25 protein-coding genes are annotated in these 26,280 nt (G+C 30.5%); 9 read left to right on the forward strand and 16 right to left on the reverse strand.

The genetic code is table 11. The features are described 5' to 3' along the window. The 8 genes from DW1_RS15555 to DW1_RS08970 all read left to right on the forward strand — a co-directional run. The coding region (locus tag DW1_RS15555; RefSeq protein ID WP_159433579.1) for a hypothetical protein at positions 1-459 on the forward strand (459 nt) is incomplete at its 5' end. 167 nt (positions 460-626) lie between these two features. Then, on the forward strand, positions 627-1,961 hold the full coding sequence (gene miaB / locus DW1_RS08940) for a tRNA (N6-isopentenyl adenosine(37)-C2)-methylthiotransferase MiaB (RefSeq protein ID WP_074350279.1): 1,335 nt from the start codon (positions 627-629) through the stop codon (positions 1,959-1,961). Continuing rightward, positions 1,954-2,349 carry a YlbF/YmcA family competence regulator gene (locus tag DW1_RS08945; protein ID WP_074350280.1) on the forward strand — a complete coding sequence of 132 codons (396 nt, stop codon included), beginning with the start codon at positions 1,954-1,956 and terminating at the stop codon, positions 2,347-2,349. The genes miaB and DW1_RS08945 overlap by 8 nt, the downstream gene beginning before the upstream one ends. A gap of 113 nt (positions 2,350-2,462) precedes the next feature. Further along, positions 2,463-5,090, forward strand: coding sequence for a DNA mismatch repair protein MutS (mutS, locus tag DW1_RS08950; RefSeq protein WP_074350370.1), 2,628 nt, complete (start codon positions 2,463-2,465; stop codon positions 5,088-5,090). Between the two features lie 9 nt (positions 5,091-5,099). Further along, positions 5,100-6,962 carry a DNA mismatch repair endonuclease MutL gene (gene mutL, locus DW1_RS08955; RefSeq protein ID WP_074350281.1) on the forward strand — a complete coding sequence of 621 codons (1,863 nt, stop codon included), beginning with the start codon at positions 5,100-5,102 and terminating at the stop codon, positions 6,960-6,962. Between the two features lie 14 nt (positions 6,963-6,976). Then, positions 6,977-7,918, forward strand: a complete 942-nt coding sequence (gene miaA, locus DW1_RS08960) for a tRNA (adenosine(37)-N6)-dimethylallyltransferase MiaA (protein WP_074350282.1) — start codon at positions 6,977-6,979, stop codon at positions 7,916-7,918. A 65-nt stretch (positions 7,919-7,983) separates the two neighbouring features. Further along, positions 7,984-8,232, forward strand: a complete 249-nt coding sequence (gene hfq, locus DW1_RS08965; RefSeq protein ID WP_074350283.1) for an RNA chaperone Hfq — start codon at positions 7,984-7,986, stop codon at positions 8,230-8,232. 202 nt (positions 8,233-8,434) lie between these two features. Beyond that, entirely contained in the window at positions 8,435-9,745 is a 1,311-nt protein-coding gene (locus DW1_RS08970) for a methionine gamma-lyase family protein (RefSeq protein WP_074350284.1), read from the forward strand. A 60-nt stretch (positions 9,746-9,805) separates the two neighbouring features. Here the strand turns inward: DW1_RS08970 and lexA are convergent, their stop codons facing one another. After that, positions 9,806-10,429, reverse strand: a complete 624-nt coding sequence (lexA, locus tag DW1_RS08975) for a transcriptional repressor LexA (RefSeq protein WP_074350285.1) — start codon at positions 10,427-10,429, stop codon at positions 9,806-9,808. Between the two features lie 154 nt (positions 10,430-10,583). On the opposite strand from lexA, the gene DW1_RS08980 reads away from it, so the two are divergent. Then, positions 10,584-10,886: a LysM peptidoglycan-binding domain-containing protein gene (locus tag DW1_RS08980; protein ID WP_074350286.1), complete on the forward strand. Its 303-nt coding sequence runs from the start codon at positions 10,584-10,586 to the stop codon at positions 10,884-10,886. 101 nt (positions 10,887-10,987) lie between these two features. Here the strand turns inward: DW1_RS08980 and DW1_RS08985 are convergent, their stop codons facing one another. The 15 genes from DW1_RS08985 to pgsA all read right to left on the reverse strand — a co-directional run bounded on the left by DW1_RS08985 (position 10,988) and on the right by pgsA (position 26,275). After that, positions 10,988-11,944: a tyrosine recombinase XerC gene (locus DW1_RS08985; protein WP_074350287.1), complete on the reverse strand. Its 957-nt coding sequence runs from the start codon at positions 11,942-11,944 to the stop codon at positions 10,988-10,990. Positions 11,945-12,754: 810 nt separating this feature from the next. Beyond that, on the reverse strand, positions 12,755-13,903 hold the full coding sequence (locus DW1_RS08990; protein WP_074350288.1) for an NAD(P)/FAD-dependent oxidoreductase: 1,149 nt from the start codon (positions 13,901-13,903) through the stop codon (positions 12,755-12,757). Continuing rightward, entirely contained in the window at positions 13,896-14,174 is a 279-nt protein-coding gene (locus tag DW1_RS08995; RefSeq protein ID WP_074350289.1) for a (2Fe-2S)-binding protein, read from the reverse strand. Before DW1_RS08995 ends, DW1_RS08990 begins: the two co-directional genes overlap by 8 nt. Next, positions 14,167-14,667 carry a 4Fe-4S binding protein gene (locus DW1_RS09000; protein ID WP_074350290.1) on the reverse strand — a complete coding sequence of 167 codons (501 nt, stop codon included), beginning with the start codon at positions 14,665-14,667 and terminating at the stop codon, positions 14,167-14,169. The genes DW1_RS08995 and DW1_RS09000 overlap by 8 nt, the downstream gene beginning before the upstream one ends. Continuing rightward, entirely contained in the window at positions 14,668-15,756 is a 1,089-nt protein-coding gene (locus tag DW1_RS09005; protein ID WP_074350291.1) for an NAD(P)/FAD-dependent oxidoreductase, read from the reverse strand. After that, on the reverse strand, positions 15,743-16,060 hold the full coding sequence (locus DW1_RS09010) for a (2Fe-2S)-binding protein (RefSeq protein WP_074350292.1): 318 nt from the start codon (positions 16,058-16,060) through the stop codon (positions 15,743-15,745). The genes DW1_RS09005 and DW1_RS09010 overlap by 14 nt, the downstream gene beginning before the upstream one ends. Positions 16,061-16,340: 280 nt before the next feature. Continuing rightward, complete coding sequence (locus tag DW1_RS09015) at positions 16,341-18,113, reverse strand: sigma 54-interacting transcriptional regulator (protein WP_074350293.1); 1,773 nt, start codon at positions 18,111-18,113, stop codon at positions 16,341-16,343. 202 nt (positions 18,114-18,315) lie between these two features. Next, positions 18,316-19,476 carry a pyridoxal phosphate-dependent aminotransferase gene (locus tag DW1_RS09020; RefSeq protein ID WP_347499717.1) on the reverse strand — a complete coding sequence of 387 codons (1,161 nt, stop codon included), beginning with the start codon at positions 19,474-19,476 and terminating at the stop codon, positions 18,316-18,318. A 118-nt stretch (positions 19,477-19,594) separates the two neighbouring features. Further along, a complete protein-coding gene (locus tag DW1_RS09025; RefSeq protein ID WP_074350295.1) occupies positions 19,595-19,969 on the reverse strand; it encodes a PadR family transcriptional regulator in 375 nt (124 codons plus the stop codon). Next, a complete protein-coding gene (locus DW1_RS09030; protein ID WP_074350296.1) occupies positions 19,956-20,825 on the reverse strand; it encodes a PHP domain-containing protein in 870 nt (289 codons plus the stop codon). The genes DW1_RS09025 and DW1_RS09030 overlap by 14 nt, the downstream gene beginning before the upstream one ends. A gap of 126 nt (positions 20,826-20,951) precedes the next feature. Continuing rightward, positions 20,952-21,212 (reverse strand): stage V sporulation protein SpoVS, encoded by a 261-nt coding sequence (gene spoVS, locus DW1_RS09035; protein WP_050354976.1) that lies wholly within the window; start codon positions 21,210-21,212, stop codon positions 20,952-20,954. 147 nt (positions 21,213-21,359) lie between these two features. Then, positions 21,360-22,886, reverse strand: a complete 1,527-nt coding sequence (gene rny, locus DW1_RS09040) for a ribonuclease Y (protein WP_242942465.1) — start codon at positions 22,884-22,886, stop codon at positions 21,360-21,362. Positions 22,887-23,316: 430 nt separating this feature from the next. Next, positions 23,317-24,366 carry a recombinase RecA gene (gene recA / locus DW1_RS09045; protein ID WP_074350298.1) on the reverse strand — a complete coding sequence of 350 codons (1,050 nt, stop codon included), beginning with the start codon at positions 24,364-24,366 and terminating at the stop codon, positions 23,317-23,319. 106 nt (positions 24,367-24,472) lie between these two features. Then, positions 24,473-25,705 carry a competence/damage-inducible protein A gene (locus DW1_RS09050; RefSeq protein WP_074350299.1) on the reverse strand — a complete coding sequence of 411 codons (1,233 nt, stop codon included), beginning with the start codon at positions 25,703-25,705 and terminating at the stop codon, positions 24,473-24,475. A 24-nt stretch (positions 25,706-25,729) separates the two neighbouring features. Further along, positions 25,730-26,275: a CDP-diacylglycerol--glycerol-3-phosphate 3-phosphatidyltransferase gene (pgsA, locus tag DW1_RS09055; protein WP_074350300.1), complete on the reverse strand. Its 546-nt coding sequence runs from the start codon at positions 26,273-26,275 to the stop codon at positions 25,730-25,732. Positions 26,276-26,280 lie beyond the last annotated feature (5 nt).

Below are 26,280 nucleotides of genomic sequence, written 5' to 3' on the forward strand. Positions count from 1 at the left end.
ATTAAAGCCTTTTTTGATTATGAAAAACCAATAAAAGATAGAGAGAGAGAAGAATTAGTGTGGATATATCCTAAAAAAAATCTAAAGACCTTTATTGCAAATAGTTTTTTTAATAGAGAATATAATAATTACTATTATGACGAAATGACATTAATAAGATTAATTATGATAATGGCAGGATTTTCAAGATATGAAATAAATAATTTAGATAGTTGCACTGATGAAGAATTAAAAAAAGTTAATTATCCAACTCTTATTCTTGCTAATATAGGCTTATATGAAAAGAAATTTATTAAAATTAAAGATGATATTGATGGAATTAGTGTTTTTCTAGATATAAATGCTAAAGGTGAAACAGAGAATATTTTTTTAACAGATAGAGAAGCTTTAAAGAGAACAATTTTAGATGTTATAAATAAAACAGAAAATTTACAATATACAATGAATGATTTTGTATAGAGAAAGAGTAATCTTTCTCTATATTTTTAATATATTCAAAGAAATTTTATAATAGTTTAGATTGATACTTAGTGATTAAATTACTTTTTTTTTATATATATGTTTGTTATAATGATATAATGATTAGATAATTGCTTAAAGACATAAAGGAGAATAGGAGGATCCTAATGATAAATGGTAGTAAGAAATATATAATTACGACTTGGGGTTGTCAAATGAATGAGCATGACTCAGAAAAAATGTCTGGAATTTTAGAAACTTTAGGATATATAAGTACCGATATAAAAGAAGAAGCAGATTTAATTATATTCAACACATGTTTAGTTAGAGAAAACGCAGAATTAAAAGTTTATGGGAACCTTGGAGAACTTAAAGCTCTGAAAAGACATAATCCAGATTTGATAATTGCAATATGCGGATGCATGATGCAGAAAAAAGAAATAAGAGACATAATAAAAGAAAAATATAAGTTTGTTGATATAATTTTTGGTACACATAATATCCACAAACTTCCTGAACTAATTGCAAATCACAATCAACATACTAGAATGATTATTGATGTATGGGAAGATGCAGGGAATATAGTTGAAGGAATGCCTGCAAAAAGAAAATATGGGTTTAAGGCTTTTGTTAACATTATGTATGGATGTAATAACTTCTGTAGCTATTGTATAGTTCCTTATACTAGAGGAAGAGAAAAAAGTAGGGAGCCAGAAGATATACTTAGTGAAATAAGAGAGCTTGCTAATGAGGGCTGCAAAGAAATAACTCTTCTCGGTCAGAATGTAAATTCTTATGGAAAGACTCTTACATCTAAAATGTCATTTGCACAATTACTATACTTGATTAATGAAATAGAGGGAATTGAGAGAATTAGATTTATGACCTCACACCCAAAAGATTTATCAGACGAGCTTATTTATACAATAAGGGATTGCCATAAGGTTTGTGAACATATTCATTTGCCTTTCCAAGCAGGAAGCAATAGAATTCTAAAGCATATGAACAGAAAATACACGAAAGAACAATATTTAGACCTAGTTAAGAAGATTAAAAGTGAAATACCAAATATTTCACTAACAACTGATATAATAGTTGGGTTTCCAGGAGAGACAGAGGAAGACTTCATGGATACTATTGATGTAGTAAAAAAATCAGAGTTTGATTCAGCCTTTACTTTTATTTATTCTATAAGAGAAGGGACACCTGCAGCAAATATGGAAAATCAAATTCCTGAAGATATTAAACATAGAAGACTTAAAACCTTATTAGATACTCTTAATCCTATAAGTCATGATAAGAACTTACAATATTTAAATACTATTCAAGAAGTTTTAGTAGAAGAAACAAGTAAAACTGATTCTACTGTATTAAGTGGTAGAACTAGAACAAGTAAGCTGGTTCACTTTAAAGGAGATAAGGATTTAATAGGAAAAATAGTAAAAGTCAAAATAGATAATACAAAAACATGGACTCTAGAAGGAATGCTTATTGATGGGTAACAATGTTGAAAGCCCTATAAAGTTAGCAAGAGAACTAGGCTTCTCAATCTTAAACTCAGCTGAATATAACTCTTTAAAAAAATCAGAAGAAGAACTATTAAACAATGAGGCTGCATTGAATCTCCTAAACAGTTTAGGATATATTGAAGTTCAAAATGATAACTCTATTAAATTAAAACTAGATATTATAGAAATTAAAGAAATGCAAAATACAGTAGATATGAACATAGTAATTAAACAGTATTTAGAAGCTAAAAAGAATTATGATAATTTACTTAAAAATATATACAATATTATTGAATATATAACTGGAGAAACCAAAATAAGTAATTCTAATAACAGGTGTTGTGGTAAGTGTAATTCAAACTGTGCAAATTGTAAAAAATAGGCTGAACCTGGCCTATTTTTTAATACATATCAATGTTAGGACACATGCTCTTACATATGATATAATATTTATAACTAGGGGATTTGGAGGGGAATGAATTGAGCTTGACACCAATGATGAAACAATACTTAGAAATAAAAGAAAAGCATAAGGATTCTATTCTTTTTTTTAGACTAGGTGATTTTTATGAGATGTTTTTTGATGATGCTATTACTGCATCAAAAGAATTAGAGATTGCGCTTACTGGAAGAGATTGTGGACAAAAAGAAAGGGCCCCAATGTGCGGAGTTCCATTTCATTCTGCAGATACATATATATCTAAGCTTATTGAAAAAGGTTATAAGGTAGCGATTTGTGAACAAGTAGAGGATCCATCTAAGTCAGTTGGACTTGTAAAGCGGGATGTAGTTAGGGTAATAACTCCAGGAACGGTTATAGATCCAAATATGTTAGATGAAAAAGAAAACAATTATTTATGCTGTATTTATTTAGATCAAATGGGGTATGGATTAGCATATGTAGATGTATCTACAGGTGATTTTTTTACTACTGAAGTAGAACCTGAGAACAGCAATATTATTGATTCACTTTTTGATGAGCTAGGAAAAATAATGCCAAAGGAAATAATATGTAATGACTTTATATATAGCAATGAATCAGTTTCACTAAAATTAAAGCAAAAATTTGAGTGTATGATGAATCCATACCATGAATGGGTATTTGATTTTGATTTTGCAGAAGAGTCAATAAAAAAACACTTTTCAGTTATTAGTCTTGATGGACTTGGCTTAAGAGATAAAAGATATTCTATAATTGCCTCAGGAACTTTAATAGAGTATCTGAGAGAAACACAAAAGATATCATTTTATCATATTAATAAAATTATCCAGTATTCTTCTCATAATTATATGGTTCTAGATGTTAATACTAGAAGAAATCTTGAGCTTACTGAAACTATTAGGGGTAAAACTAAGAAAGGCTCACTACTTTGGGTGCTTGACAACACTTCTACTGCTATGGGAGGTAGACTTCTTAAAAAATGGATAGAGGAACCTCTATTGGATAAAAAGAGTATTGAGTATAGACTCAATATTGTTGAGTATTTAGTTGATAATTTAATGCTAATAAATGACTTGAAAACTTTGCTAAAGGAAGTTTATGATATAGAAAGACTGATGTCAAAAGTAATATATGGAACATGCAATGCGAGAGACATGATTGCATTAAAAGATTCTATTGAGGTTTTTCCGCAAATAAAGGCCTTTTTATCGGCTACAAACAGTAAGGAGTTATTAGATATTAGCTATGAACTTGATGGGCTTGAGGATATTCATGATTTAATAGATAAATCAATTGTGGATGACCCTCCTTTTTCGGTAAGAGAAGGTGGAATTATAAAAAAAGAATACAATAATGAAATAAAATCCCTTAGAGAAGCATCAGTACAGGGTAAGGAATGGCTTTCACAGCTGGAAGAACAAGAAAGAATAAAAACAGGTATCAAAAACTTAAAGATTGGATTTAATAAGGTTTTTGGATATTTTATAGAAGTTTCAAAGGGAAATATTAAATATGTTCCTGATTATTTTATAAGAAAACAGACTCTTGCTAATTCTGAAAGATATATAACCCCAGAATTAAAGGAAATGGAGAGTAAAATCTTAGGCGCTGAAGATAAAATGATAGCCTTAGAATACCAGATTTTTGTTAGTATCAGAGATAAGATTGCTTCTGAGGTGAAGAGAATACAAGAAGCTAGCAAGATTATTGCTAAAATTGATGCTTTAAATTCATTAGCATTGACTGCATTGAATAATAATTACATTAGACCAAACATAAATACAGAAGGTTTAATAAATATTAAGGATGGCAAGCACCCAGTTGTTGAAAAAGTACTTGAAGAAGGCTTATTTGTTCCAAATGATACCTATCTAAACAATACCGATAGTAGAGTTTTAATCATTACTGGACCTAATATGGCAGGAAAATCAACATACATGAGACAAGTGGCACTTATAGTGTTAATGATGCAAATAGGTAGCTTTGTACCTGCTGAGGAAGCTGATATATGTATTGTAGATAGAATCTTTACGAGAATAGGAGCTTCAGACGACTTATCACAAGGGCAAAGTACATTTATGGTAGAAATGAGTGAGGTAGCTAATATACTAAATAATGCTACAAAAGATAGTTTGCTAATACTTGATGAAATCGGCAGGGGTACCAGCACATATGATGGTCTAAGTATAGCGTGGGCAGTTATTGAACATATAAGTAACCCTAAAGAAATAGGTGCAAAAACTCTATTTGCTACTCATTATCATGAATTAACTGAGCTTGAAAATAAAATAAACGGAATTATTAATTATAAAATACTAGTTCAAGAAAAAGGCGAAGACATAATATTTTTGAGAAAGATAAAAAAAGGTGGAGCAGATAGAAGTTATGGTATTGAAGTAGCTAAGCTTGCTGGCGTAAGGACAGATGTTATTAATAGAGCTTATGAAATATTACAAGACCTAGAAAAAAGAGACGAAAGCAAATCAGAAGTGGCTATTTCAGTAAGTAAAAAAGACACCTCAAAAAATTCTAATATTGATAATAGCCTGCAACTTGACTTATTCAATATTAAAAGAAGTAAGTTGATAGATAAAATTAAAAGCTTAGAAGTTGAAAAGTTAACTCCTATTGATGCTATTAACATACTATACAAGATTCGAGAAGAATCTAAAGAAATATAGGTGATTTTAATGAATAACATTAAACTGTTAGACAGCAATACAATAAATAAAATAGCAGCTGGAGAAGTGATTGAACGGCCATCATCTGTAATTAAGGAGCTTATAGAAAATTCAATTGATGCAGAAGCATCTTTTATAGTTGTTGAAATAGAAAATGGCGGTAAAAAATATATTAGAGTAACCGATAATGGCACGGGAATAAGCAAGAATGATGTTGACTTTGCTTTTCTAAGACATTCAACAAGCAAGATAAGCAGTGTTGAGGATCTGAGTTCTTTATCTACTTTAGGCTTTAGAGGTGAAGCATTGGCAAGCATTGCATCAGTATCACAGCTAGAGCTTATTACTCGCACGAAAGAAGCTATAAGTGGAACTCATGTATTTATTAATGGTGGAGAGATAATCAAGAAAAGTGAAGTAGGTTGTCCTATAGGTACTACGATTATTTTAAAAAACTTATTTTATAATGTACCTGTCAGGCAAAAATTCCTTAAAACTGATACAATAGAAGCTTCTCATATAAGTGATATTATATACAAACTAGCGCTAGGTAATCCAGGGCTAAAAATTAAGTTCATTAAAGATAATAAAGTTATACTAAATACACCAGGTAAAAATGATATTAGATCAACGGTTTATAGTCTTTTAGGAAAAGAATTTTCAAGTTCTATGTTTGATATTGGTTATTCTGGAGATGATATAAAGATATGTGGATTGATTAGTAGTCCTTCTTTTACTAGGGGCAACAGAAATCATCAATATACCTATGTCAATGGAAGATATATTAAGAGTGAGGAGATATCAGATATAGTTACAAGTTTGTACAAAACTATGATTCCAATAAATAGGTTTCCTGTATATGCTATTTACATTGACATAAATCCCGAACTTGTCGATGTCAATGTCCATCCTACAAAAACTGAAGTAAGGTTTGATAATATTGAGAAACTTAGAAGAGCATTAACATTAGCTATTAGCTCTGCTTTTTCTAGTAACAATCTAATACCAGAAATGACCATGCCAGTTGTAAATGATAGTAACAAGCTTGAAGATACGAAACAAGAAACCTTCTTAGATATGAATTATAGCAAAATCAATCAGGTAGAAAAACCCATAAATCCTGATGCTTTAAATGCCAACTCTGAAAAAAATTTTGACTATAATAAAGATATTAATGAAAAACATACAGATCTAAATGAAATGATAAGAATTATAGATTATAGTGTAAATGAAGTAACTGAAATAAGGTATGATGATAATGTAAAGGAAAATGTAAATGTTAAATTAAATCCTATACCTGATCTTCATATAGTTGGAACTATTTTTGACACATATATCATTGCTGAAGATAGGGTAGGGAAGGATATGTATATGATTGACCAACATGCAGCTCATGAAAGAATAATGTACGAAAAAATTAAGTCTCAGTTAAGTTCTGGCGAAATATATAAACAACAGTTATTATCACCAATTATAGTTAGTTTATCACATGGAGAAATGGAGTTAATTAAAGAAAATAGAGCTATATTTAATAGAATTGGTTTTGACGTAGAAGATTTTGGTCTTAACTCAATTGTAATCAGAAGTGTGCCTGTGGTATTCGGTGCTCCAGATACAAAAAATTTGTTTCTAGATATATTAGATAATTTAGATGAAAAAATTATCAGTAGTTATGAAGTTAGGCTAGATAAAATAATGAAGCTAGCTTGTACTAGTGCAATAAAGGCGGGGCAAAATATAAAAAAAGTAGAGATTGTTTCTTTATTAAATGATTTAAGAAATACTCAGCAGCCTTATACATGTCCTCATGGGCGTCCAATTATCATTAAGATGTCAAAATATGAAATTGAAAAAAGATTTAAAAGAGTATAGTAAAGGATGATTTTATGCAAAAAAAGCCACCACTTATAATAATAGTCGGACCAACTGCTGTAGGTAAAACTAGCATTTCCGTAGATGTAGCAAAGCAGATAGATGGTGAGATTATTTCTGCAGATTCTATGCAAATATATAGATATATGAATATAGGAACTGCTAAAATTTCTAAATCAGAGATGAACGGTATAAATCACTATTTAATTGATGAGGTATATCCAGTTGAAGATTTTTCAGTTTCAGATTTTCAAGCAAAAGCTACTGAATATATTGATATTATACTAGATAAGGGTAAGCTTCCTATGATAGTAGGAGGTACTGGATTATATGTTAACTCATTAGTTTATGATCTAGATTTTTCACAAGCTATTTCTAACTGGGAATTAAGGGATGAATATCTTAAAAAAGCCGAAAAATACGGTAATGAGTGTATATACGAAGAATTAAAAAAAATTGATATAGAATCTGCTAATAGAATTCATATTAATGATACTAAAAGAATTATCCGAGCATTAGAGATTTACCATGAAACAGGCAAACCTATGTCATATTTTTATAAAGATTTTCGAAAGGAAAATAACAAATATAATATTATTTTCATCGGTCTTACCATGGATAGAAATAAGTTATATGAAAGGATTAACAGACGTGTAGATAATATGATTGAGTCAGGATTAATCGATGAAGTTAAAAGTCTATTAGCTATGGGGTATTCTGAAGATCTTGTATCTATGCAGGGACTAGGATATAAAGAAATTGTTCAATACATAAAAGGTAATTACAGCCTAGATAAAGCTATAGAGATACTTAAAAGGGATTCCAGGAGATATGCTAAGAGACAATTAACATGGTTTAGAAGAGAAGAGAGGATTAAGTGGGTAAATATAGATGATTATGAAAATAAAAGTTTATTAATTGACTATATAGTTAAAATAATTATGGAAGAATTATAATAGTTAGGTATTGAATTCATTTATATATTAAAACACTATTTTAAAATATTTAGGAGGTATAAAAAATGAAGGCTACAATGAATCTTCAAGATATTTTCTTGAACAGGGTAAGGAAAGAAAATACTCCTATTACTATTTTCTTACTTAATGGTTTTCAATTAAAAGGTCAAGTTAAAGGATTTGACAACTATACTATAGTGCTAGATAGCGAGGGCAAGCAAAATCTAATATACAAACACGCAATTTCAACTATTGTACCAATGAAAGCTGTAAGCTTTATGAATAAAGGTAATAATATCGATAGCTTTGAGTAGAGCAAAAATTGTAAAGTAAAACTTTACTAGCTTTTGCAAGAGTTTTAATAAAACCTTTTGAGTTGAAAATCAACTTAAAAGGTTTTATTTGGGAGTTATTCATCAGTTGAGTTGTACAATAGGAATTTTACTATATAACTAATTGAATCTAAGATTTTCATGTGTTACAATACATAAGACAATATTATTAGAAGGTGATTTAATGAACGAGTATACGAGAAATATATTATGTAAACAATATGGCATAGACAATATTATTATTGAGTATGTTGAAAGTAAGGATAAGGTATTGAAAGAAAAATATATGGATATGATTGAAAAAGTTAAAGAATATAATCAGTATAAAATCATACATGCAATGCAAGAGGCTAAGCTCAATGCTACTCATTTCAATTGGACAACAGGCTATGGTTACGATGATATTGGAAGAGAAAAGGTAGAAGAAATTTATTCTTATGTTTTTGGTACCGAGGATGCTTTAGTAAGGCCAACTATTGTATCAGGAACACATGCAATTACTCTTACCTTGTCTGGAATTCTACGACCTGGGGATGAGCTTCTTGTAATCACTGGAAGTCCATATGATACCTTACAAAAGGTAATAGGTATAAGGGGCAATGAAAAAGGTACATTTATTGAATATGGAATAAAATACAATGAGGTCCCTTTAGATTCAAATGGAAAAATTGATATAGAAAAATCATTAGCATCTGTAACAGATAAGACTAAAATAGTTATGATTCAAAGATCTACTGGATATAGTGATAGAAAGGCTTTGACAATAGATGAAATAAAATATGCCATAGATAAGATTAAAGCTTTCAACAAAGATTTAATTATTATGGTAGATAACTGTTATGGAGAGTTTATTGAAACAGTCGAACCTACAAATGTAGGGGCAGATATAATGGCTGGCTCTCTTATAAAAAACCCTGGAGGAGGTATATCTTTATCAGGTGGCTATGTTGTAGGAAGAAAAGATTTAATTGAACTTGTTGCTAATAGAAGCACTGCACCAGGTATAGGAAAGGAATGTGGATTAACCTTTGGAATGACAAGAAATACTCTTCAAGGTTTATTTTTGGCTCCTATGATAGTTGGAGAAGCATTTAAAGGAGCTTTATTAAATGCCTTAGTATATAAAGGGTTAGGCTTTAGAGTTGTACCTGATACAGAAGATAAGAGAAGTGATATAATTCAAGGAATTGAATTTAAGTCTAGGGAAAAAGTAATTAAGTATTGTCAAGGTATACAAAGTGCTTCACCAGTTGATTCTTATGTATCTCCTGAGCCTTGGAAGATGCCTGGATATGAGGATGAGGTAATAATGGCAGCGGGAGCTTTTGTACAAGGTTCATCTATAGAATTAAGCGCAGATGCTCCAATGAGAGAGCCTTACTTTGCATATTATCAGGGAGGGCTAACTTATAACCACTGTAAGTTAGGTGTTATGATGAGTTTAAACAACTTATATAAAAATAATTTGATAGATAAAGAAAAGCTGGTTTATTAGCCAGCTTTTTATTTTAGCCTGTATAAAAGTGACTAGCACAAAATCAAAGACTTTGGCTATTTACTTTATTTTACGGTATACACCAATGATTTTTCCTAAGATTGAGACATCCTTAGTAATAATGGGATCCATAAATTGATTTTCCGGTTGAAGACGTATATGATCCTTTTCTTTAAAAAATCTCTTAATGGTAGCTTCTTCTTCGAGAAGAGCAACAACTATGTCGCCATTAATTGCAGTGTTTTGTTGTTTAACAAGTACTAAGTCTCCGTCAAGAATACCTGCTTCTATCATACTTTCTCCTCTTACTTTTAACATAAATACAGAATCGTTTTCTACAAATTCAATAGGGAGAGGAAAGGTATCTTCTATATTTTCTACTGCAAGAATAGGTTCACCTGCAGTGACTTTACCTACAATGGGAACATTAATAATTTCTCTTCTTGGAAATGGGATAATACTATCAGTTCTATCTAAAATCTCAATTGCTCTTGGTTTAGTAGGGTCTCTTCTTATATATCCTTTTTTTTCTAATTTTTCAAGATGGGCATGAACAGTAGAAGTAGATTTTAATCCTACTGCTTTACATATTTCCCTTACTGCAGGAGGATAGCCTTTAGAAAAAATCTCCTTCTTAATAAATTCAAGTATTTTTAGCTGTATTGACGATAAATCTTCATACATTTTGGCACCCCTCAATAAAGTATTTGATGTTATTATATCATAAAAAATTATAAATAGCAAACATTCGTTCGATTTTTTTCAAAAACCTATTGACAGGAACGTGTGTTCGAATTATAATTAAGTTAACGAACAAATGTTCTTTGGAGGTATTAAAATGGGAAAAAGAAAAGTAAGAATTGTTAATAAAAAGAGATTTACTATTTTTTTAACTATTGTGTTTATTATTTTTACCATAATATTTACTGGGTTATGGAAGCTAAATTTAGCTTATAGCTCAAATGATGGTAAATACATTGAGATGACCATATTGTCTGGAGATACTTTATGGGAGATTGCCAAGAGAAATAACCCCTATAATAAGGATGTTAGAATTATTGTTCAAGAAATTATGGAGATGAATAATATGAAATCTGCTAGTATAAAAGCAGGTAGTGTTATTAAGATTCCTACATACTAAAAAATGAATTAGTTTTAGTTAAAGAAATAGACCATTAACTATCAAAGGTCTATTTCTTTATATATTAATAAAAATAGCAGAGAATATGATTTTTAAGACATTCAAGAACGGTTTTTATTGGATAAAGGATTACTCTTGACAGCTTTTCTTAATCTATCGTCATCTAAATGAGTATATATTTGTGTAGTAGATACATTTTCATGACCTAATATTTGCTGTAAAGCTCTGATATCAACATTTCCATACTTATACATAAGAGTAGCAGCAGTATGTCTTAATTTGTGAGTCGAATACATTTCAGTATCTAATCCTGCATTTTTTAAATACTTTTTTACTAAATATTGAACTGTCTTATTACTGATTCTGGTTTTTCTGTTGCTCAAGAAAAGGGCGTTAGGTGTTTTAATTCCTTCTGTAGGTCTAACACGTAAATATTCATTAATAGCATGAAGACATGCTTCATTTAAATAAATAGTACGTTCCTTATCACCTTTACCAACAACAGTTAATGTATCGCCCTTGATTTTATCTACATCTATACTAACAAGCTCGGATAATCTCAAACCACAATTTAGAAAAAGGGTAATAATAGCATAATCTCTCTCTTTAAATGGACCATCAATAGAGTCTAATAAGTTTTCTGCTTCTTCAAGAGAAAGATAAACAGGATGTCTAGTGCGTGTCTTTGGCGACTCTAAATCCAAGGCAGGATTATAATCAATGATTCTGAGCTTAGAATGTAAGAATTTAAAGAAGGACCTAATGCTAGCGACTTTACGAGCTTTAGCATAATTTTTATTGTTACGTTCCTTATCTACAAAAGATATGAAAGCATATAGGTCCTGTAAATTAACTCTCTTAATCAATTGTTCGTCAACATCGGAAATATCAATTTCATCAAATGGTGTATTTTTATCTACAAGCTTATAGCGAATTTTAAGAAATCTAAAGAAAGTACGCAAATCGAAAAAGTATTCTTTTACGGTATTTTCGGATTTTCCCTTAATGGTTTCTGTGTAATTTAAGAAATCTTCTAATACTATTGGTAAGTTGTCCATTTTTTCACCTCAAATTATACAAAATATACATTTTGTATAATTATATTCTACATTTTTTAGAGAAATCCTTCTTAAATTAAGAATAATTTTATTGAATTCTGAGCTTTTATATAATGTTTGCTTTAGAAATATAATTAACAATCATGACTATTATTAATAATTTGCTTAAAGTCTATATTTTAAATCTATATTTTTAATGATTTATGGCCAAAATTGCTGCTGAATTATGTTTCTCAATTAAAAATTTCAAGATCCTATGATATTAATTTTTTTGAAGCAAATTATCAACAATTAGCGTTTTAAATCGTTTTTAAGCATAATTTTATATGTTATGATATAAAACCATTAGTAAGCAAAAATAACGTCTTTATTTCTCAAATTTAGAGCCGGTATTTTTGTGATTTATAAAAAATGATGATTTTTGATAAATCACTTATTATTTTTGTTTTTTCTATAAAATAATATGAATACTTTTTTATAAAATGACTTTACTTGTTTATATAATACTATGCTATAAAAGCCTTGTATATTTTAAAACACTTACATAAAGTTAACATAATATAATTATGTTAACTTTATGATTATAGATAACCTAATAATTAAAGAAAATTCATACATAATAATTTATTTAAATGATAAAAATAATCAAAAAATAAATACTACACACAAAACTGTATGTAGTATTTTAATATCACTATTTTACTCCCCTGCTAATAAATGAATAACTTGAACTTCATCATCATAATTTCAGCGACTTTTAAAAATGCTTTCCTTGAATTCTTTTCTCAAAATATGTTTGTGAGTTCTGTATCATACTACTGAAGGTTCAAATACTAACTCGCCTTTTTCAAATCTTTCAAGAGTAAGTCTACTAATATCAATGGTATTTTTTTCACCTAGTATTTGCTCAGTTATAAGTAATCCTGACATTGGCCCTAGCATAAAACCATGACCACTAAATCCAATAGCCAAATAGAATCCTTCTACACCCTTTACAGGACCATAAATAGGATGTTTATCAGGAGTCATATTATATAGACCGGCCCATTGTCTTATAACTCTTAATTCTCCAACAGGAGGAAGCAATTCTACAACTGTCTTAGCCATTTCATCTAAGAAATGCCAGCTTGATGTTACTCTTAAGTCTCTAGGTTCACTATCATCACCTCTACCCATAATAAAAGAACCATGGGGAGTCTGCTGACAGTATATATTTAATGAAAATGACATAACCATAGGGTCTTGCATTGGTTCTACAGGCTCAGTTACTAATATCTGATGCCTTTCTGAATATACAGGAATGTCTACACCTACCATATCTGCTATTAGCTTAGAATATCCGCCAGCAGCATTAACTACTATATTAGTAGATATCTCTCCTTTATTAGTAATAACTCCCTTAATTTTTCCATTTTCAACTTTTATTCCTAATACCTCTGTAAATGTATATATTTTAACTCCTAATTTCTTAGCTGCTTTTGCATATGCATCCGTAGTTAAAAATGGGTTTAAATGTCCGTCCTTTGGGCAAAAAGTAGCACTTCTAATAATATTTGTATTTAAATAAGGCACTATTTCTTTTGCTTCCTGTGGTGTAATGTATTCTACAGGTATACCTAAGGATTTTTGTAATTCTACATTCTTTTTAAACTGTGCATCTTCTTTTTCGGTAGTAGAAACTAATAAATATCCTCCTTGATGAAATTCAATATCTCCATCATATTCTAGCTCTTCATTTGCTGTTTCAAAGAATTTAATACTCTCCATTGCCAATCTGCAATTCATTTCAGTACCCCATTGTTGTCTAACACCTGCTCCACATCTGCCTGTTGCACCACTTGCAAGAAACTTTTTTTCTAGTACAACAACATCTCTTATACCTTTTTTTGCTAGATTATAAGCTATAGAACAACCTGTTACTCCACCACCAATAATTATAACATCAGCTGTTTTAATCATTAAATTCACCTCCATTTAATATTTGCCTTATTTTGATTCCTGCTACTGGAGGTCTACTTACACAAACATCTAGCTCGGCTATATTAAGACCAGTATAATTAGCGATTTCTCTTAATATAAGCTGACTACAGGTTCTTCCTTGACATGGTCCCATTCCAGCTCGAGAAATCCTTTTAATTTCATCTAATGTTGTATAACCATCTTGAATTAGCGTTCTGATATCTTCTAAGGTAAGATCTGAACATCTACAAACTATAGTATCATTATTCATGAGTCATGTCCCCCATTCCTATATTTCTAAAATCATATAAAAATTGTCTATTGACTGCTACGTCTATTATGGCAGTTTTATCAAAGGATTTTGGATTTAGCACTCTTACTACCCTTACATCAGTTATATATTCCCCACTTCTATCTAAACCTTTAACAATGTCCCCCTTATTAGGGAGAGGTAAAAATTCATAAGGAATTCTAATCAATATTTCATTATCTGAATAACTACCGTCTACAACCATAATAGCTAATCCTGGACATTTGCTTATACATATACCGCAACCATTGCAATTTTCAACATTTAGTGAGGGCAAATCATTTATATCATTCATAGAATTCATTGCATTACATGGACAAGATGTTGAACAAGGATTGCAAGGAATACTCTGAAAGCACTCAACAACAGCTACTGGACCACGATTTATCCTATCTAAACTAGGAAATGCTTTTTCTATTAAATCTTTTGTAGGAATTCCTGTGTATTCAATCATTTAGATCACCTCTCTGACAATTTTACTAATTCCATTTCTAATCTTTTCTCCTACTATTCCTGAACGTAAGGAGTTTAACTGAGAAATATAATCTTTTCTAAGTTCTGTAAAGTCTTTGTGTTCAAATCCTATACTTTTTGCAGCACATAAACCAGCTAAATATCCTTCAACCATGGCACTACTAGCTTCCTCTACTCCTGAAACGTCACCAGCTACATAAATATTTTTTTTGGTAGTTTGATAATTTTCATCTCTTATTGGAACCAATCCACCTAGTTCAGGAACATACTTCATTTCACACCCAGCCTGCATAATTAGTTCAGTTAATGGAGTTAGCCCTACAGAAACACACATAACATCTACATCAAATTCTATTTCAGTGCCTTTTATGGAATTCCATTCACTGTCTAATTTACATACAACAGCTTTCTCTAAGTAATTACCTCCAATTGCTTCTTTTACTGTGTACCTAGTTAGAATTGGAATTCCCACTCTTCTGATTTTAGAGGCGTGTACTAAGTAACCACCAATTTTTGGCGCTGCATCAATAATGGCTTCTACTTTTACACCTGCTTGCATTAACTGGTAGCTTACTATTAAACCTATATTACCTGCACCAACCATTAAGACTTTATTTCCGGGCTTAATGCCATGTACATTCATAAGAGTTTGAACAGCACCTGCTCCATAAATTCCTGGCAAATCATTATTAGGAAAAGCTAATACCTTTTCGCTAGCACCAGTTGCAACTAGAATTGCCTTAGGATTTACCTTTATATATTTACTATCGTAATCTATAGTAATAACCCCATCTTCATATATTCCCAAAACGGTAGCATCAGTCATTATTTCAACGTTATTTTTAAACTTCATTAAGTTATCTAACAAAATTTTAGCTATACTAATTCCTCTTGTAGAAGCATACTGCTTTTCAGAACCAAAAAACATATGAGTCTGCTTTATAAGTTGTCCACCTAGTTCTTTATTTCTATCTATTAACAATACTTTAGTGCCACTTGATGCAGCACTAATAGCCGCACACAATCCTGCTGGTCCCCCACCTATAACAGCTAAATCAACGTACTTCATAAGTTATAACCCCCTTTCCTTGTTGGGTCTCAACAACCATTCCATCTTTTAGTTCAGTTATGCAAGTGCGAATATTCGGCTCACCATTTACTATCATGTTGCATGATGAACAATTACCGATTGCACAATAAAAGCCTCTTGGCCTTTGCTTAAATATGCTTTTCCCCAGTACTTTTACTCCAGCAGCATGTAGTGCTGCTGCAATGGTTTCTCCTTTATACCCTTCTAACTCTTCGCCATTAAAAGTGAACTTAATTTTTTCTCCTCTATTAAATTCTAATATTGGATGGTTTTTGATTCTCATTCTTTTCCTCCTTATATACTATTTATACTTTTTATTGCAATGTATAATATAGATATAGCAAAAAATATACCAACTATTTAATAAAATAAATGTGTATTTTTCAAAGCTAGATATTTATCAAAAACATAAAGTCAGAAAATTGACAACATTTATAAAATTCAAAATTTAACTATTAGTTTAATTTAAGACTATATAATTGTTTTCAAAAAAATAAAATAAAAAACACAAGCAAAAAAATAATGTCAAATACTTGACACAAAGTCAGATATTTGACATCTCTTTACAATTCAATGTTGTACTTATTCATTTTAAAGTATAAAGTGCTTCTGGGTATATTTAAAATTTCTGCTGCCTTTCTTTTGTTATTGTTAGTAATCTTTAATGCCTTGAGTATCAATTCTTTCTCTTTATTGTTTACTACTTCACTTAAGTCAATATTATCTTTTGCTTGTATCATAGAACTCACTTGATAATTCTTTATGATATCATTAGGTAAATAGCTAATATCAAACTTATTATGCTTTGATAAAATTACTATTCTCTCAATTAGATTCCTAAGTTCTCGTATATTTCCTTCCCAATGATGATTTAACAGTATATTCATCACATCTGGAGGAATTTCTATAATATTAGTACCATAAGATATACAAAAATCTTTAATAAATTTATTTACCAATAGTGGTATATCTTCTCTTCTCTCTCTTAGAGGAGGAAGTTCTATTAGAACAGAATTTAGTCTATAATATAGGTCTTTTCTAAACAAACCCTTATCCATTAGTTTAAGTAAATTTTTATTTGTTGCTGCAATAATTCTTACATCTATTTTAGTAAAATTTTCACTACCAATACGTGTTATAATACCATCTTCAATTACTCTTAGAATTTTAGGTTGCATATTTAATGGCATGTCCCCAATCTCATCGAGGAAAATTGTACCATTATGAGCTAATTCAAATTTGCCTGCTCTTCCTTCTCTAGAAGAACCTGTAAAGGCACCGCCTTTATATCCAAACAACTCACTTTCCATTAATTCATTAGGTATAGCACTACAGTTAATAGGAACAAAATATCCTTTTCTACCACTTTCTATATGTATGGCTCGTGCAAATACCTCTTTTCCAGTTCCACTTTCACCTGTTATCAATACATTAATAGTAGATTTTGATATATTTTTGCTAAATTCTATAATCTCATTAAATTTATTATTATTACTTACTATTTGTGAAAATGGAAATCTACTTTCATTTAAACTTGAAACCTCGCTTTCAAGAACTTGGAGGTTTGCTTGTGTTTTACTAAGCAAGCCTGCCATCCTTATTAACTCAGATATATCTTTGTCGCAGCTTACACCACCTATGATTTGATCATTATCCATCAATGGTTTAGCACTAATAATATTATAGCATCCTTTTCTAGGACTATTAAAAATATTCTCATAAGAATTACCTTCTGCTACTACTTTTGGTAACAACGCACTAGGAAAAATCTCTTGTATCTTTTTACAATAGATTTCTTCTCTGCTTATTTTGTACAATTTTTCAGCACTTTTGTTCCATATCAAAACATTTGCTTCTTTATCAACTACACATATAGCATCATGAATATTATCTAAGATTTTGCTAAATAAGTCATTTACTTTAAATAATAAATTATTGAAAAAAATTGCTACATTATTAGGACTAATTACTCCCTTAATCCTACCTTCGCTGTATACAGGTATAGATTTATCGTAACCTTCTTTGACCAATTTCATTATCTCATTTACTGAATCCTCAATGTCTATACCCCTATGATAAGTTGCTGTATTTTTATCTATATATTCTTCTAAAGTAATACCTTCACTTATTATATTTACCAGGTCTTCTATAGTCAGAAGTAAATCTCTAATATGTTTTCTATTACTGTTGTCGATAACTATAACTGCATTTTGTTTATTTTTTTTCATTAACTTAAGCACATTGAAAAGATTATGAACTTTACATACTTTTATTATACTATTATTCATAATATGTTTTGCTTTTATATTATTTACAATTGTACTAATAAGCTCCATGTTTTCACCTCTAATATATTAATATCAGAGCACTTTAAAAATTAAAATTATATTGTTAGAAAATGTAAAATGATTGCCAGTTATAAAGTTTTTATTGGACGTTATAAACTAATAAAGTCTTTTAAGATTTTTCTATTCGGTATAAAAAAAGATATGGTAGACCATACCTTTTTTATAGTAAATGGTTCAATTAAATAGATTATTAATTAAGTGTTTCTTCTATCCTATTTAAACCTTCTTTTATATTTTCCATTGATGTAGCATAGGATAATCTAATAAAATCATCAGCACCAAAAGCAGAACCAGGAATAACTGCAACCTTTGCCTCGTCAAGTAGTAAGTTTGCTAGGTCTAAGGATGATTCTATGTTTTTACCTTTTATGATTTGTCCTTTTAATTTTGAAATATTAGCCATCACATAGAAAGCACCAAGAGGCTTTCTACAAGATAATCCATTGATTGAATTGATCTTTTCAACCATGTAGTTTCTTCTATGAATAAAATGCTCTTTCATCTCTTCTATTATTAATTGATCACCAACTAATCCTTCAACACTGGCATACTGAGAAATTGAACAAGGATTAGAGGTAGTATGACTTTGAATATTTGTCATTACCTTCACTATTTCCTCATCTGCTGCAGCATATCCAATTCTCCAGCCTGTCATGGCGTAAGCCTTAGACATACCATTAATTACTATTGTTAATCTCTTAATTTCTTCATTGAGAGAAGCAATGCTAATATGTTTATGTCCATCATAAATAAGTTTTTCATATATTTCATCTGAAATAACGAATATATTGTTTTTTACTGCCCAGTTTGCAATATCTTGAAGTTCTTTTAAATCATAAGCAGCACCTGTTGGATTGCTAGGACTATTTAAAATTAATGCCTTTGTTTTTGAGGTTAGTGCATTTTCTAGATCTTCAAGTTTAAATTTAAAATTATTTTCTTCCTTTGTTTCTACAGATACAGGTACTCCACCTGATAGTTTAATAAATTCAGGATAGCTAACCCAATAAGGTAATGGCATGATAACTTCATCACCAGGATTAAGAATAGCAAATAATGAGTTGAAAATAGATTGTTTAGCACCATTAGATACGATAATATTACTCAGTTTATAGTCTAAATTATTTTCTTTTTTTAGTTTTTCACAAATAGCTTCCTTTAATTCGAGAATACCCGATGTTGCAGTGTATCTAGTGTTTCCAGATTTGATTGCGTTAATTCCAGCAAGCTGAATGTTCTCTGGTGTATCAAAGTCAGGCTCCCCAGCACCAAAACTTATTACATCTATTCCTCTAGCCTTCATTTCTTTCGCTTTTGCTGTGATATCCAATGTTATAGATGGTGATATCATTAAAGCCTTTGATGAAAGATTAAATTTCAAAATAATCATCCTCCCTTTAATAATAATTGATTACAATTTCTACATAAAAATCAAATTTCCTTTTAAAGTTAAGCAGTTTATATAATATTTATTTACTTTTATAGATATCTTTTAAGGTATTTTTGATTATTGTTAGAGAATCTTCAAGGCTAGAATGATATAGCAATTTTATTTTCTTATAATGCTCATATCCAATATCAGTTATTTTATAGTGTCGAATAGAGCGTTTATCTGGTTCTTGCCACCAACCATGAATATAATTATTATCTTCAAGCTCTCGTAAAAGTGGATAAATCATTCCTGGACTCGGCTCCCATTTGTTATTAAGTCTTGATTTGATTTCATCAATTATTTCATTACCATAATAGCTTTTTTCTGTCAATAAATGTAGTATATATAACTTAACAAATGATGTCGTGCTAAGCTTGGAAGGAAACTGCCTATTTCTTTCATTCTTGTACATTATCAATGTCTCTCCTTTCTCTATAAAAGCAGGCTTTCTTATATAAAAGCTTTACATGCGAATAATCAATAAAATAGTCGCCCAACACCGGTATATCACCAATTAAGTCTCCATGAAAATCTGAACCACCGGTGGTAATTAGATTATTCTCATTAGCCATATGTTCATATTTTAAAGTATCCTCAGGAGAATGCTTTGAGTGAATAACTTCAATTCCATCAATCCCTATTTTCATAACTTCAAAAAAAATTCTTTCATTTTTAATTAATCCTGGATGTGCAATTATTGCTACCCCTCCTGCTTTATGTATTAAATCTATACCTTCTTTTAGAGAAAGTCTATATCTATCAACATAAGCTGGCTTGTGTCTATCTAAGTATTTATCAAATGCTTCTTGTACAGAACTAACATACTTTCTGTTAATCATAGCCTTAGCTATATGTGGTCTGCCAATAACACCCTTACCAGCAATATCATATACTTCATGCAAAGTCAAATTTAATCCTAACCTATTTAGCTTTTCAATAATTTTTTCTCCTCTTGTTTCTCTAGAATGTTTTAATAGGTTAAGAGCCTCAAGCAGGTTCTTATCTTGTATATCAAAATAATACCCTAATAGATGTATCTCTTCATCTTCAAAAGTACAGCTTATTTCTACTCCTGGAACAATAAGAACATCAAATAAATTAGAACTTTCTATTGCATATTTCAAACCTTCTATAGTATCATGGTCAGTAATAGAAATTGCATAAATTTTTTTGTCATAGGCCCATTTCAGAACTTCATATGGAGTTAAAGAACCATCAGAAAATGTGGTATGAACGTGTAAATCAGATTTTTTAATCTCTTTACACATAAAGTCACCATTCCTTTCAAATTAAACTTATGTCTCATATATATTGATTAATATCAAATAATATATATGAATATATTATGTCTAAATGAATAAAAAAACCTGCATATTTGTGCAGGTTTTTTTTAATTACCTAGGTTCAACAATGAGCTTAATAGCAGTTCTTTCTTCCCCATCAATTTCAATGTCAGTAAAAGCAGGTATACAAATTAAATCAACACCACTAGGAGCAACAAATCCTCTAGCAATAGCTACGGCTTTAACTGCTTGATTTAGAGCACCTGCACCTATTGCTTGTATTTCTGCAGCACCTTTTTCTCTTAATACTCCAGCTAATGCTCCGGCAACGGAATTTGGGTTTGATTTTGCTGATACTTTTAATACATCCATTAAAAAAGCCCCCTTAAAAAATAATAATATTTATTGCAACATGAATATATTATTCTACAAATAACAAAAAAATCCTCTTTTCCCAGCTAGATTTTTTCAAAATATTATAATTTTTACAACATTAAAAAAGAGAAGACATAGTCTTCTCTACTTTGCGTATTCAATAGCTCTTGTTTCTCTTATCACATTTACTTTAATTTGTCCAGGATACTCTAATTCATTTTCTATTCTCTTAACTATTTCTCGAGCAGTATGGATTATTTGGTCATCATTAATAAGTTCTGGTTTAACCATTATTCTTATTTCTCTACCTGCTTGTATAGCAAAAGATTTTTCTATGCCATCAAAGGAATTAGCAATTTCCTCTAACTTTTCTAGTCTTTTAATGTAAGCTTCTAATGTTTCTCTTCTAGCACCTGGTCTTGCAGCAGATATAGCGTCTGCTGCTTGAACTAAAACAGCCTCAATTGTTTCTGGCTCGACATCTCCATGATGTGCTTCCATGGCATGAATTACTTCTTTGGATTCTCTATATTTCTTTAATATGTCTGCTCCTATAGCAACATGTGGACCTTCTACTTCATGGTCAACAGCTTTACCTAGATCATGTAAGAGACCTGCTCGTTTTGCAATTTTTATGTCAGCTCCTAGTTCTGCAGCCATTAAACCTGCTAAATGAGATACTTCTATAGAGTGTTTAAGTACATTTTGTCCATAACTAGTTCTATAGTTTAACCTACCTAGAAGTTTAATAATTTCTATATGAAGACCGTGTACTCCTGTTTCAAATGTAGCTTGTTCGCCTTGCTCTCTAATATGATTGTCTACTTCTTTTTTTGCTTTTTCAACCATTTCCTCAATCCTTGCAGGATGTATACGTCCATCAATAATAAGCTTTTCTAGAGCTACCCTTGCAACCTCTCTTCTAATTGGATCAAATCCAGATAAAATAACTGCTTCAGGAGTATCATCAATTATCAAATCAATACCAGTCAAAGTCTCCAAGGTTCTGATATTTCTACCTTCTCGACCTATAATTCGACCTTTCATTTCATCATTTGGCAATGGAACTACAGTTACAGTAGTTTCTGCCACATGATCAGCAGCACATTTTTGAATTGCATAAGCAATGATTTCTTTTGCCTTTTTCTCGCCCTCTTCTTTTGCTTTATTTTCAATATCCTTAATCATAATTGCTGCATCATGAGTTATTTCTTTTCTGATATCGTTTAATAATAATTCTCTAGCTTCATCAGATGTTAAATTAGAAATTCTTTCTAACTCCTCTACTTGCTTAACGTATAACTCTTCAATAGCTAAATCTTTTTGTTCTAAATCCTTAATTTTTTTAGCTAAGAGTTCCTCCTTTTTCTCTAATGCTTCACTTTTTCTATCAATGGATTCTTCCTTATGAAGCAACCTTCTTTCTTGCTTCTGAATTTCCATTCTTCTCTCTCTTATTTCCTTTTCTAATTCATTCCTAGCTTTATGAACTTCTTCTTTTGCCTCAAGAAGTTGTTCCTTTTTTAGTGTTTCTGATTGTTTTTTAGCTTCATCTATTATTCTTGAAGCTTCTTCCTCTGCACTTACTATTTTTGCTTCAGCAATTGTTTTCCTAATATATATACCCAATATGGTTCCAACTGCCAAGCCACCAACAGTTCCTGCAATCACTAGTAATGTAATGATAAAGCACCTCCTTTACTATTCAGTTTTCAAGTTTCGTTTTTTTTACATCTTCATTAGAATACAATAACAGATTAAGCAGATTGCCGAAATGACTAATCTCGTGCAAATAGCTAATATACTAGTTAATAAAAATATAAACCGAGTAATCTCGGCTTATGAGATCCTACATATTATCTTGTAGAAAGTTTTTTATGTTACATTAATAAGTATATTGCTATACGATTTAATTTTATTACTTTTTAAATTATATGTCAAGTAAATAAGAAAAGCTTCTATTAAGTGAAGCATAAAAAATAAAGATTTTTTTATTAAAATATGTAAACAAGATGTTCTCTAAATAGAAAATCTTATAAAAAAGCATCACTTTCTAACGAAAAAATGGCGAGGTTCGCCATTTATACTAGTTTACCATTATTTACTCATTGTCTTCTTCATTTTTTTCCTTTTGAATATCAATTAATTTATTGGTTTGATGAGGAACCTGAAGGTTAAATTTTTCTCTTACTTTTGCTTCTATCTCATTAGCTATGTCAATATTCTCACGTAAGAATTCTTTTGCGTTTTCTCTGCCTTGCCCTAATCTATTAGATTCATAACTATACCATGAACCTGATTTATTAATTACTTCCGCAGCAACTCCCATATCTAAAATGCTTCCTTCTTTTGATATGCCTGTTCCATACATAATGTCAAATTCAGCTTGTTTAAACGGAGGTGCGACCTTATTCTTAACAACTTTAACTCTAGTTCTATTACCAATAACATCTTCGCCTTGTTTTAATGACTCAACTCTTCTAACTTCTAATCTAACAGAAGCATAAAATTTCAATGCTCTACCACCAGTTGTTGTTTCAGGATTACCAAACATAACCCCAACTTTTTCTCTAAGTTGGTTAATAAATATTGCTATAGTATTAGATTTCTTTATAGCTCCTGCTAATTTTCTAAGAGCTTGTGACATTAATCGAGCTTGTAAACCGATATGACTATCTCCCATTTCTCCTTCAATTTCTGCTTTTGGAACTAAAGCGGCAACTGAGTCTACAACCACAATATCTACAGCACCACTTCTAACTAACGCCTCAGCAATTTCTAAGGCCTGTTCTCCAGTATCTGGCTGAGATACGATTAATTCTTCAATATTCACACCTAGATTTTTGGCATAGCTAGGGTCTAACGCATGCTCTGCATCGATGAAAGCAGCAGTTCCACCTAATTTTTGTACTTCTGCTATTGAATGTAAAGCTACTGTAGTCTTACCTGAAGATTCTGGTCCATATATTTCTATAATTCTTCCCTTTGGAAGTCCACCAATTCCTATTGCTATATCTAAGTCAAGACACCCAGTTGATACTGCTTCAACATTAAGCTTTGAATCTTCACCTAATTTCATTATAGAGCCTTTTCCAAATTGTTTTTCAATCTGGCTTATAGCCATTTCAAGAGCTTTCTTTTTTTCTTGCATAAGTATTCCCAGAAAAACTGGGATTCACCACCTTTTTAAATATTCGAACAAGTGTTCCATTGTAATTATATAATAAGTTCTTATAATAGTCAAACAAAAAAGTTTATTAAACTAATTTCAGCAGAAATCTCCTAATTATGTCAAATGTAGCTTTTGCAGCTCTAAGCCTATTGTCATCCCTATTACCGTTAAATCTCTTTTCAACTACTATATGTCTTTCTTTAGTTGCGATGCAAATATATACTAATCCTATAGGTTTTTTATCAGTTTCACCGGTAGGACCAGCTATTCCGGTGATGGATACACCTATATCTATTGGACATTTTTTTAAAATGCCTTGTGCCATCTCAATAGCGGTTTCTTTACTTACTGCTCCATAGGTTTCTAGTGTTCTAGATTTAACATCTACTTCCTCCATTTTAGATAAATTACTATAAGTTATAAAAGATCTATCCAAAACCTTAGATGCTCCCGGAATACTAGCAAGCATAGAGGTAGTAAGACCAGCTGTGCATGACTCACAAAATCCTATTTTCAACTGTCTTTTACAAAGAAGTTTAAAAACCACTTCTTCAATAGTTTCGCCATTATAGCTATAGATAAATTCTTTAATTCTCTCATCTATCTTAATCTGAATATCATCTAGCAAAGCATCAGCACCGGTAATGCTATCTGCCTTAGCTGTAATTCTAATATCTACTTGTCCATTATTGGCATAGGTTGCAATAGTTGGATTAGTTTGAGCCTCTATTAAGTCTATTATCCTTTCTTCTAAAGATGACTCACCTATTCCAATTGTATTAATTACCCTTGATTTTATGGTATAATTCGAGTTTTTGCTAAGCTTGGGTATAACATGTTTATTAAACATGTGTATAAGCTCGTGTGGTGGGCCGGGAAGTAAGATTATTATCTTATTATCTGTTTCAATAAAAAAACCAGGTGCTGTTCCCATATCATTTTCTAATATTTCACTATTTTCTGGTACATAAGCTTGCTTTTTATTAGATTCAGGCATCTGCCTATTAGAAAAAAACTCAAATATTTTTTTTAATATTTGTTCATCTAAGTATAAGTTTCTTTTTAGAACCTTACATACAGCTTCTTTCGTACAATCATCTTTTGTAGGTCCTAATCCACCAGAAAAAATCAAAATATCTGCTCTATTTAAAGCATTAAGAGTAGCATCCATAATTCTTTCCATGTTGTCACCTACAGTAGTTTGATAATATACGTCTATTCCTAATTCTGCTAGTGTTTGAGAAAGAAACCTTGCATTGGTATTTATAATATTACCCAACAATAACTCAGTACCTACACAAATTACCTCAGCTTTCATACCATCACCTCTTAGCATAACTGCTTATTTATTACTTGCTAAAAATACTTTTCTGTTAACATAAAAGTAATCAATTCCAGAAATAATTGTGAAAATAACTGCTAAAGACACGCACAACTTATCAAAAGGAATTCCTATTTTACTGAATGGGTAATTATTAACAAGCAGTAAAACAATTGCTACAATCTGAGTTATAGTCTTAATTTTTCCCCACCAGCTTGCTGCAATAGTAATACCATCTGAGGCTGCCAGAACCCTTAAACCTGTAACTGCAAACTCTCTAGCAATTATTATGACAACAACCCACGCAGGAATTCTATTCATCTCAACTAAGGAGATTAATGCAGCTGAAACTAGAAGTTTATCTGCTAAAGGATCCATAAATTTGCCGAACTTAGTAATCTGATTTCTACTTCTTGCTATATATCCATCTAAAGTATCAGTCAGTGCTGCTATAGTAAATATACATGCTGCTATATAGTCCCCATAAGGAAAATCAAAAATAAGAAAAATCATAAAAATAGGAACTAATAGTATTCTAATAATGGTTAACTTATTGGCTAAATTCAAAGCAA

It is taken from the genome of Proteiniborus sp. DW1, from assembly GCF_900095305.1.
Classification (GTDB): domain Bacteria; phylum Bacillota; class Clostridia; order Tissierellales; family Proteiniboraceae; genus Proteiniborus.

Bases quoted from the DNA above. Each gene is read 5' to 3' on its own strand.
- hfq (WP_074350283.1), top strand. From the start codon at position 7,984: ATGAAGGCTACAATGAATCTTCAAGATATTTTCTTGAACAGGGTAAGG.
- DW1_RS09020 (WP_347499717.1), bottom strand. From the start codon at position 19,476: ATGATATCACCATCTATAACATTGGATATCACAGCAAAAGCGAAAGAA.
- DW1_RS09025 (WP_074350295.1), bottom strand. From the start codon at position 19,969: ATGTACAAGAATGAAAGAAATAGGCAGTTTCCTTCCAAGCTTAGCACG.
- spoVS (WP_050354976.1), bottom strand. From the start codon at position 21,212: ATGGATGTATTAAAAGTATCAGCAAAATCAAACCCAAATTCCGTTGCC.
- DW1_RS08985 (WP_074350287.1), bottom strand. From the start codon at position 11,944: ATGGACAACTTACCAATAGTATTAGAAGATTTCTTAAATTACACAGAA.
- miaB (WP_074350279.1), top strand. From the start codon at position 627: ATGATAAATGGTAGTAAGAAATATATAATTACGACTTGGGGTTGTCAA.
- DW1_RS09000 (WP_074350290.1), bottom strand. From the start codon at position 14,667: ATGATTGAATACACAGGAATTCCTACAAAAGATTTAATAGAAAAAGCA.
- recA (WP_074350298.1), bottom strand. From the start codon at position 24,366: ATGCAAGAAAAAAAGAAAGCTCTTGAAATGGCTATAAGCCAGATTGAA.
- DW1_RS09010 (WP_074350292.1), bottom strand. From the start codon at position 16,060: ATGAGAATCAAAAACCATCCAATATTAGAATTTAATAGAGGAGAAAAA.
- DW1_RS09015 (WP_074350293.1), bottom strand. From the start codon at position 18,113: ATGGAGCTTATTAGTACAATTGTAAATAATATAAAAGCAAAACATATT.
- DW1_RS08980 (WP_074350286.1), top strand. From the start codon at position 10,584: ATGGGAAAAAGAAAAGTAAGAATTGTTAATAAAAAGAGATTTACTATT.
- DW1_RS08945 (WP_074350280.1), top strand. From the start codon at position 1,954: ATGGGTAACAATGTTGAAAGCCCTATAAAGTTAGCAAGAGAACTAGGC.
- miaA (WP_074350282.1), top strand. From the start codon at position 6,977: ATGCAAAAAAAGCCACCACTTATAATAATAGTCGGACCAACTGCTGTA.
- DW1_RS08990 (WP_074350288.1), bottom strand. From the start codon at position 13,903: ATGATTAAAACAGCTGATGTTATAATTATTGGTGGTGGAGTAACAGGT.
- DW1_RS08970 (WP_074350284.1), top strand. From the start codon at position 8,435: ATGAACGAGTATACGAGAAATATATTATGTAAACAATATGGCATAGAC.
- mutS (WP_074350370.1), top strand. From the start codon at position 2,463: ATGATGAAACAATACTTAGAAATAAAAGAAAAGCATAAGGATTCTATT.
- DW1_RS08995 (WP_074350289.1), bottom strand. From the start codon at position 14,174: ATGAATAATGATACTATAGTTTGTAGATGTTCAGATCTTACCTTAGAA.
- DW1_RS09030 (WP_074350296.1), bottom strand. From the start codon at position 20,825: ATGTGTAAAGAGATTAAAAAATCTGATTTACACGTTCATACCACATTT.
- mutL (WP_074350281.1), top strand. From the start codon at position 5,100: ATGAATAACATTAAACTGTTAGACAGCAATACAATAAATAAAATAGCA.
- lexA (WP_074350285.1), bottom strand. From the start codon at position 10,429: ATGTATGAAGATTTATCGTCAATACAGCTAAAAATACTTGAATTTATT.
- DW1_RS09005 (WP_074350291.1), bottom strand. From the start codon at position 15,756: ATGAAGTACGTTGATTTAGCTGTTATAGGTGGGGGACCAGCAGGATTG.
- DW1_RS09050 (WP_074350299.1), bottom strand. From the start codon at position 25,705: ATGAAAGCTGAGGTAATTTGTGTAGGTACTGAGTTATTGTTGGGTAAT.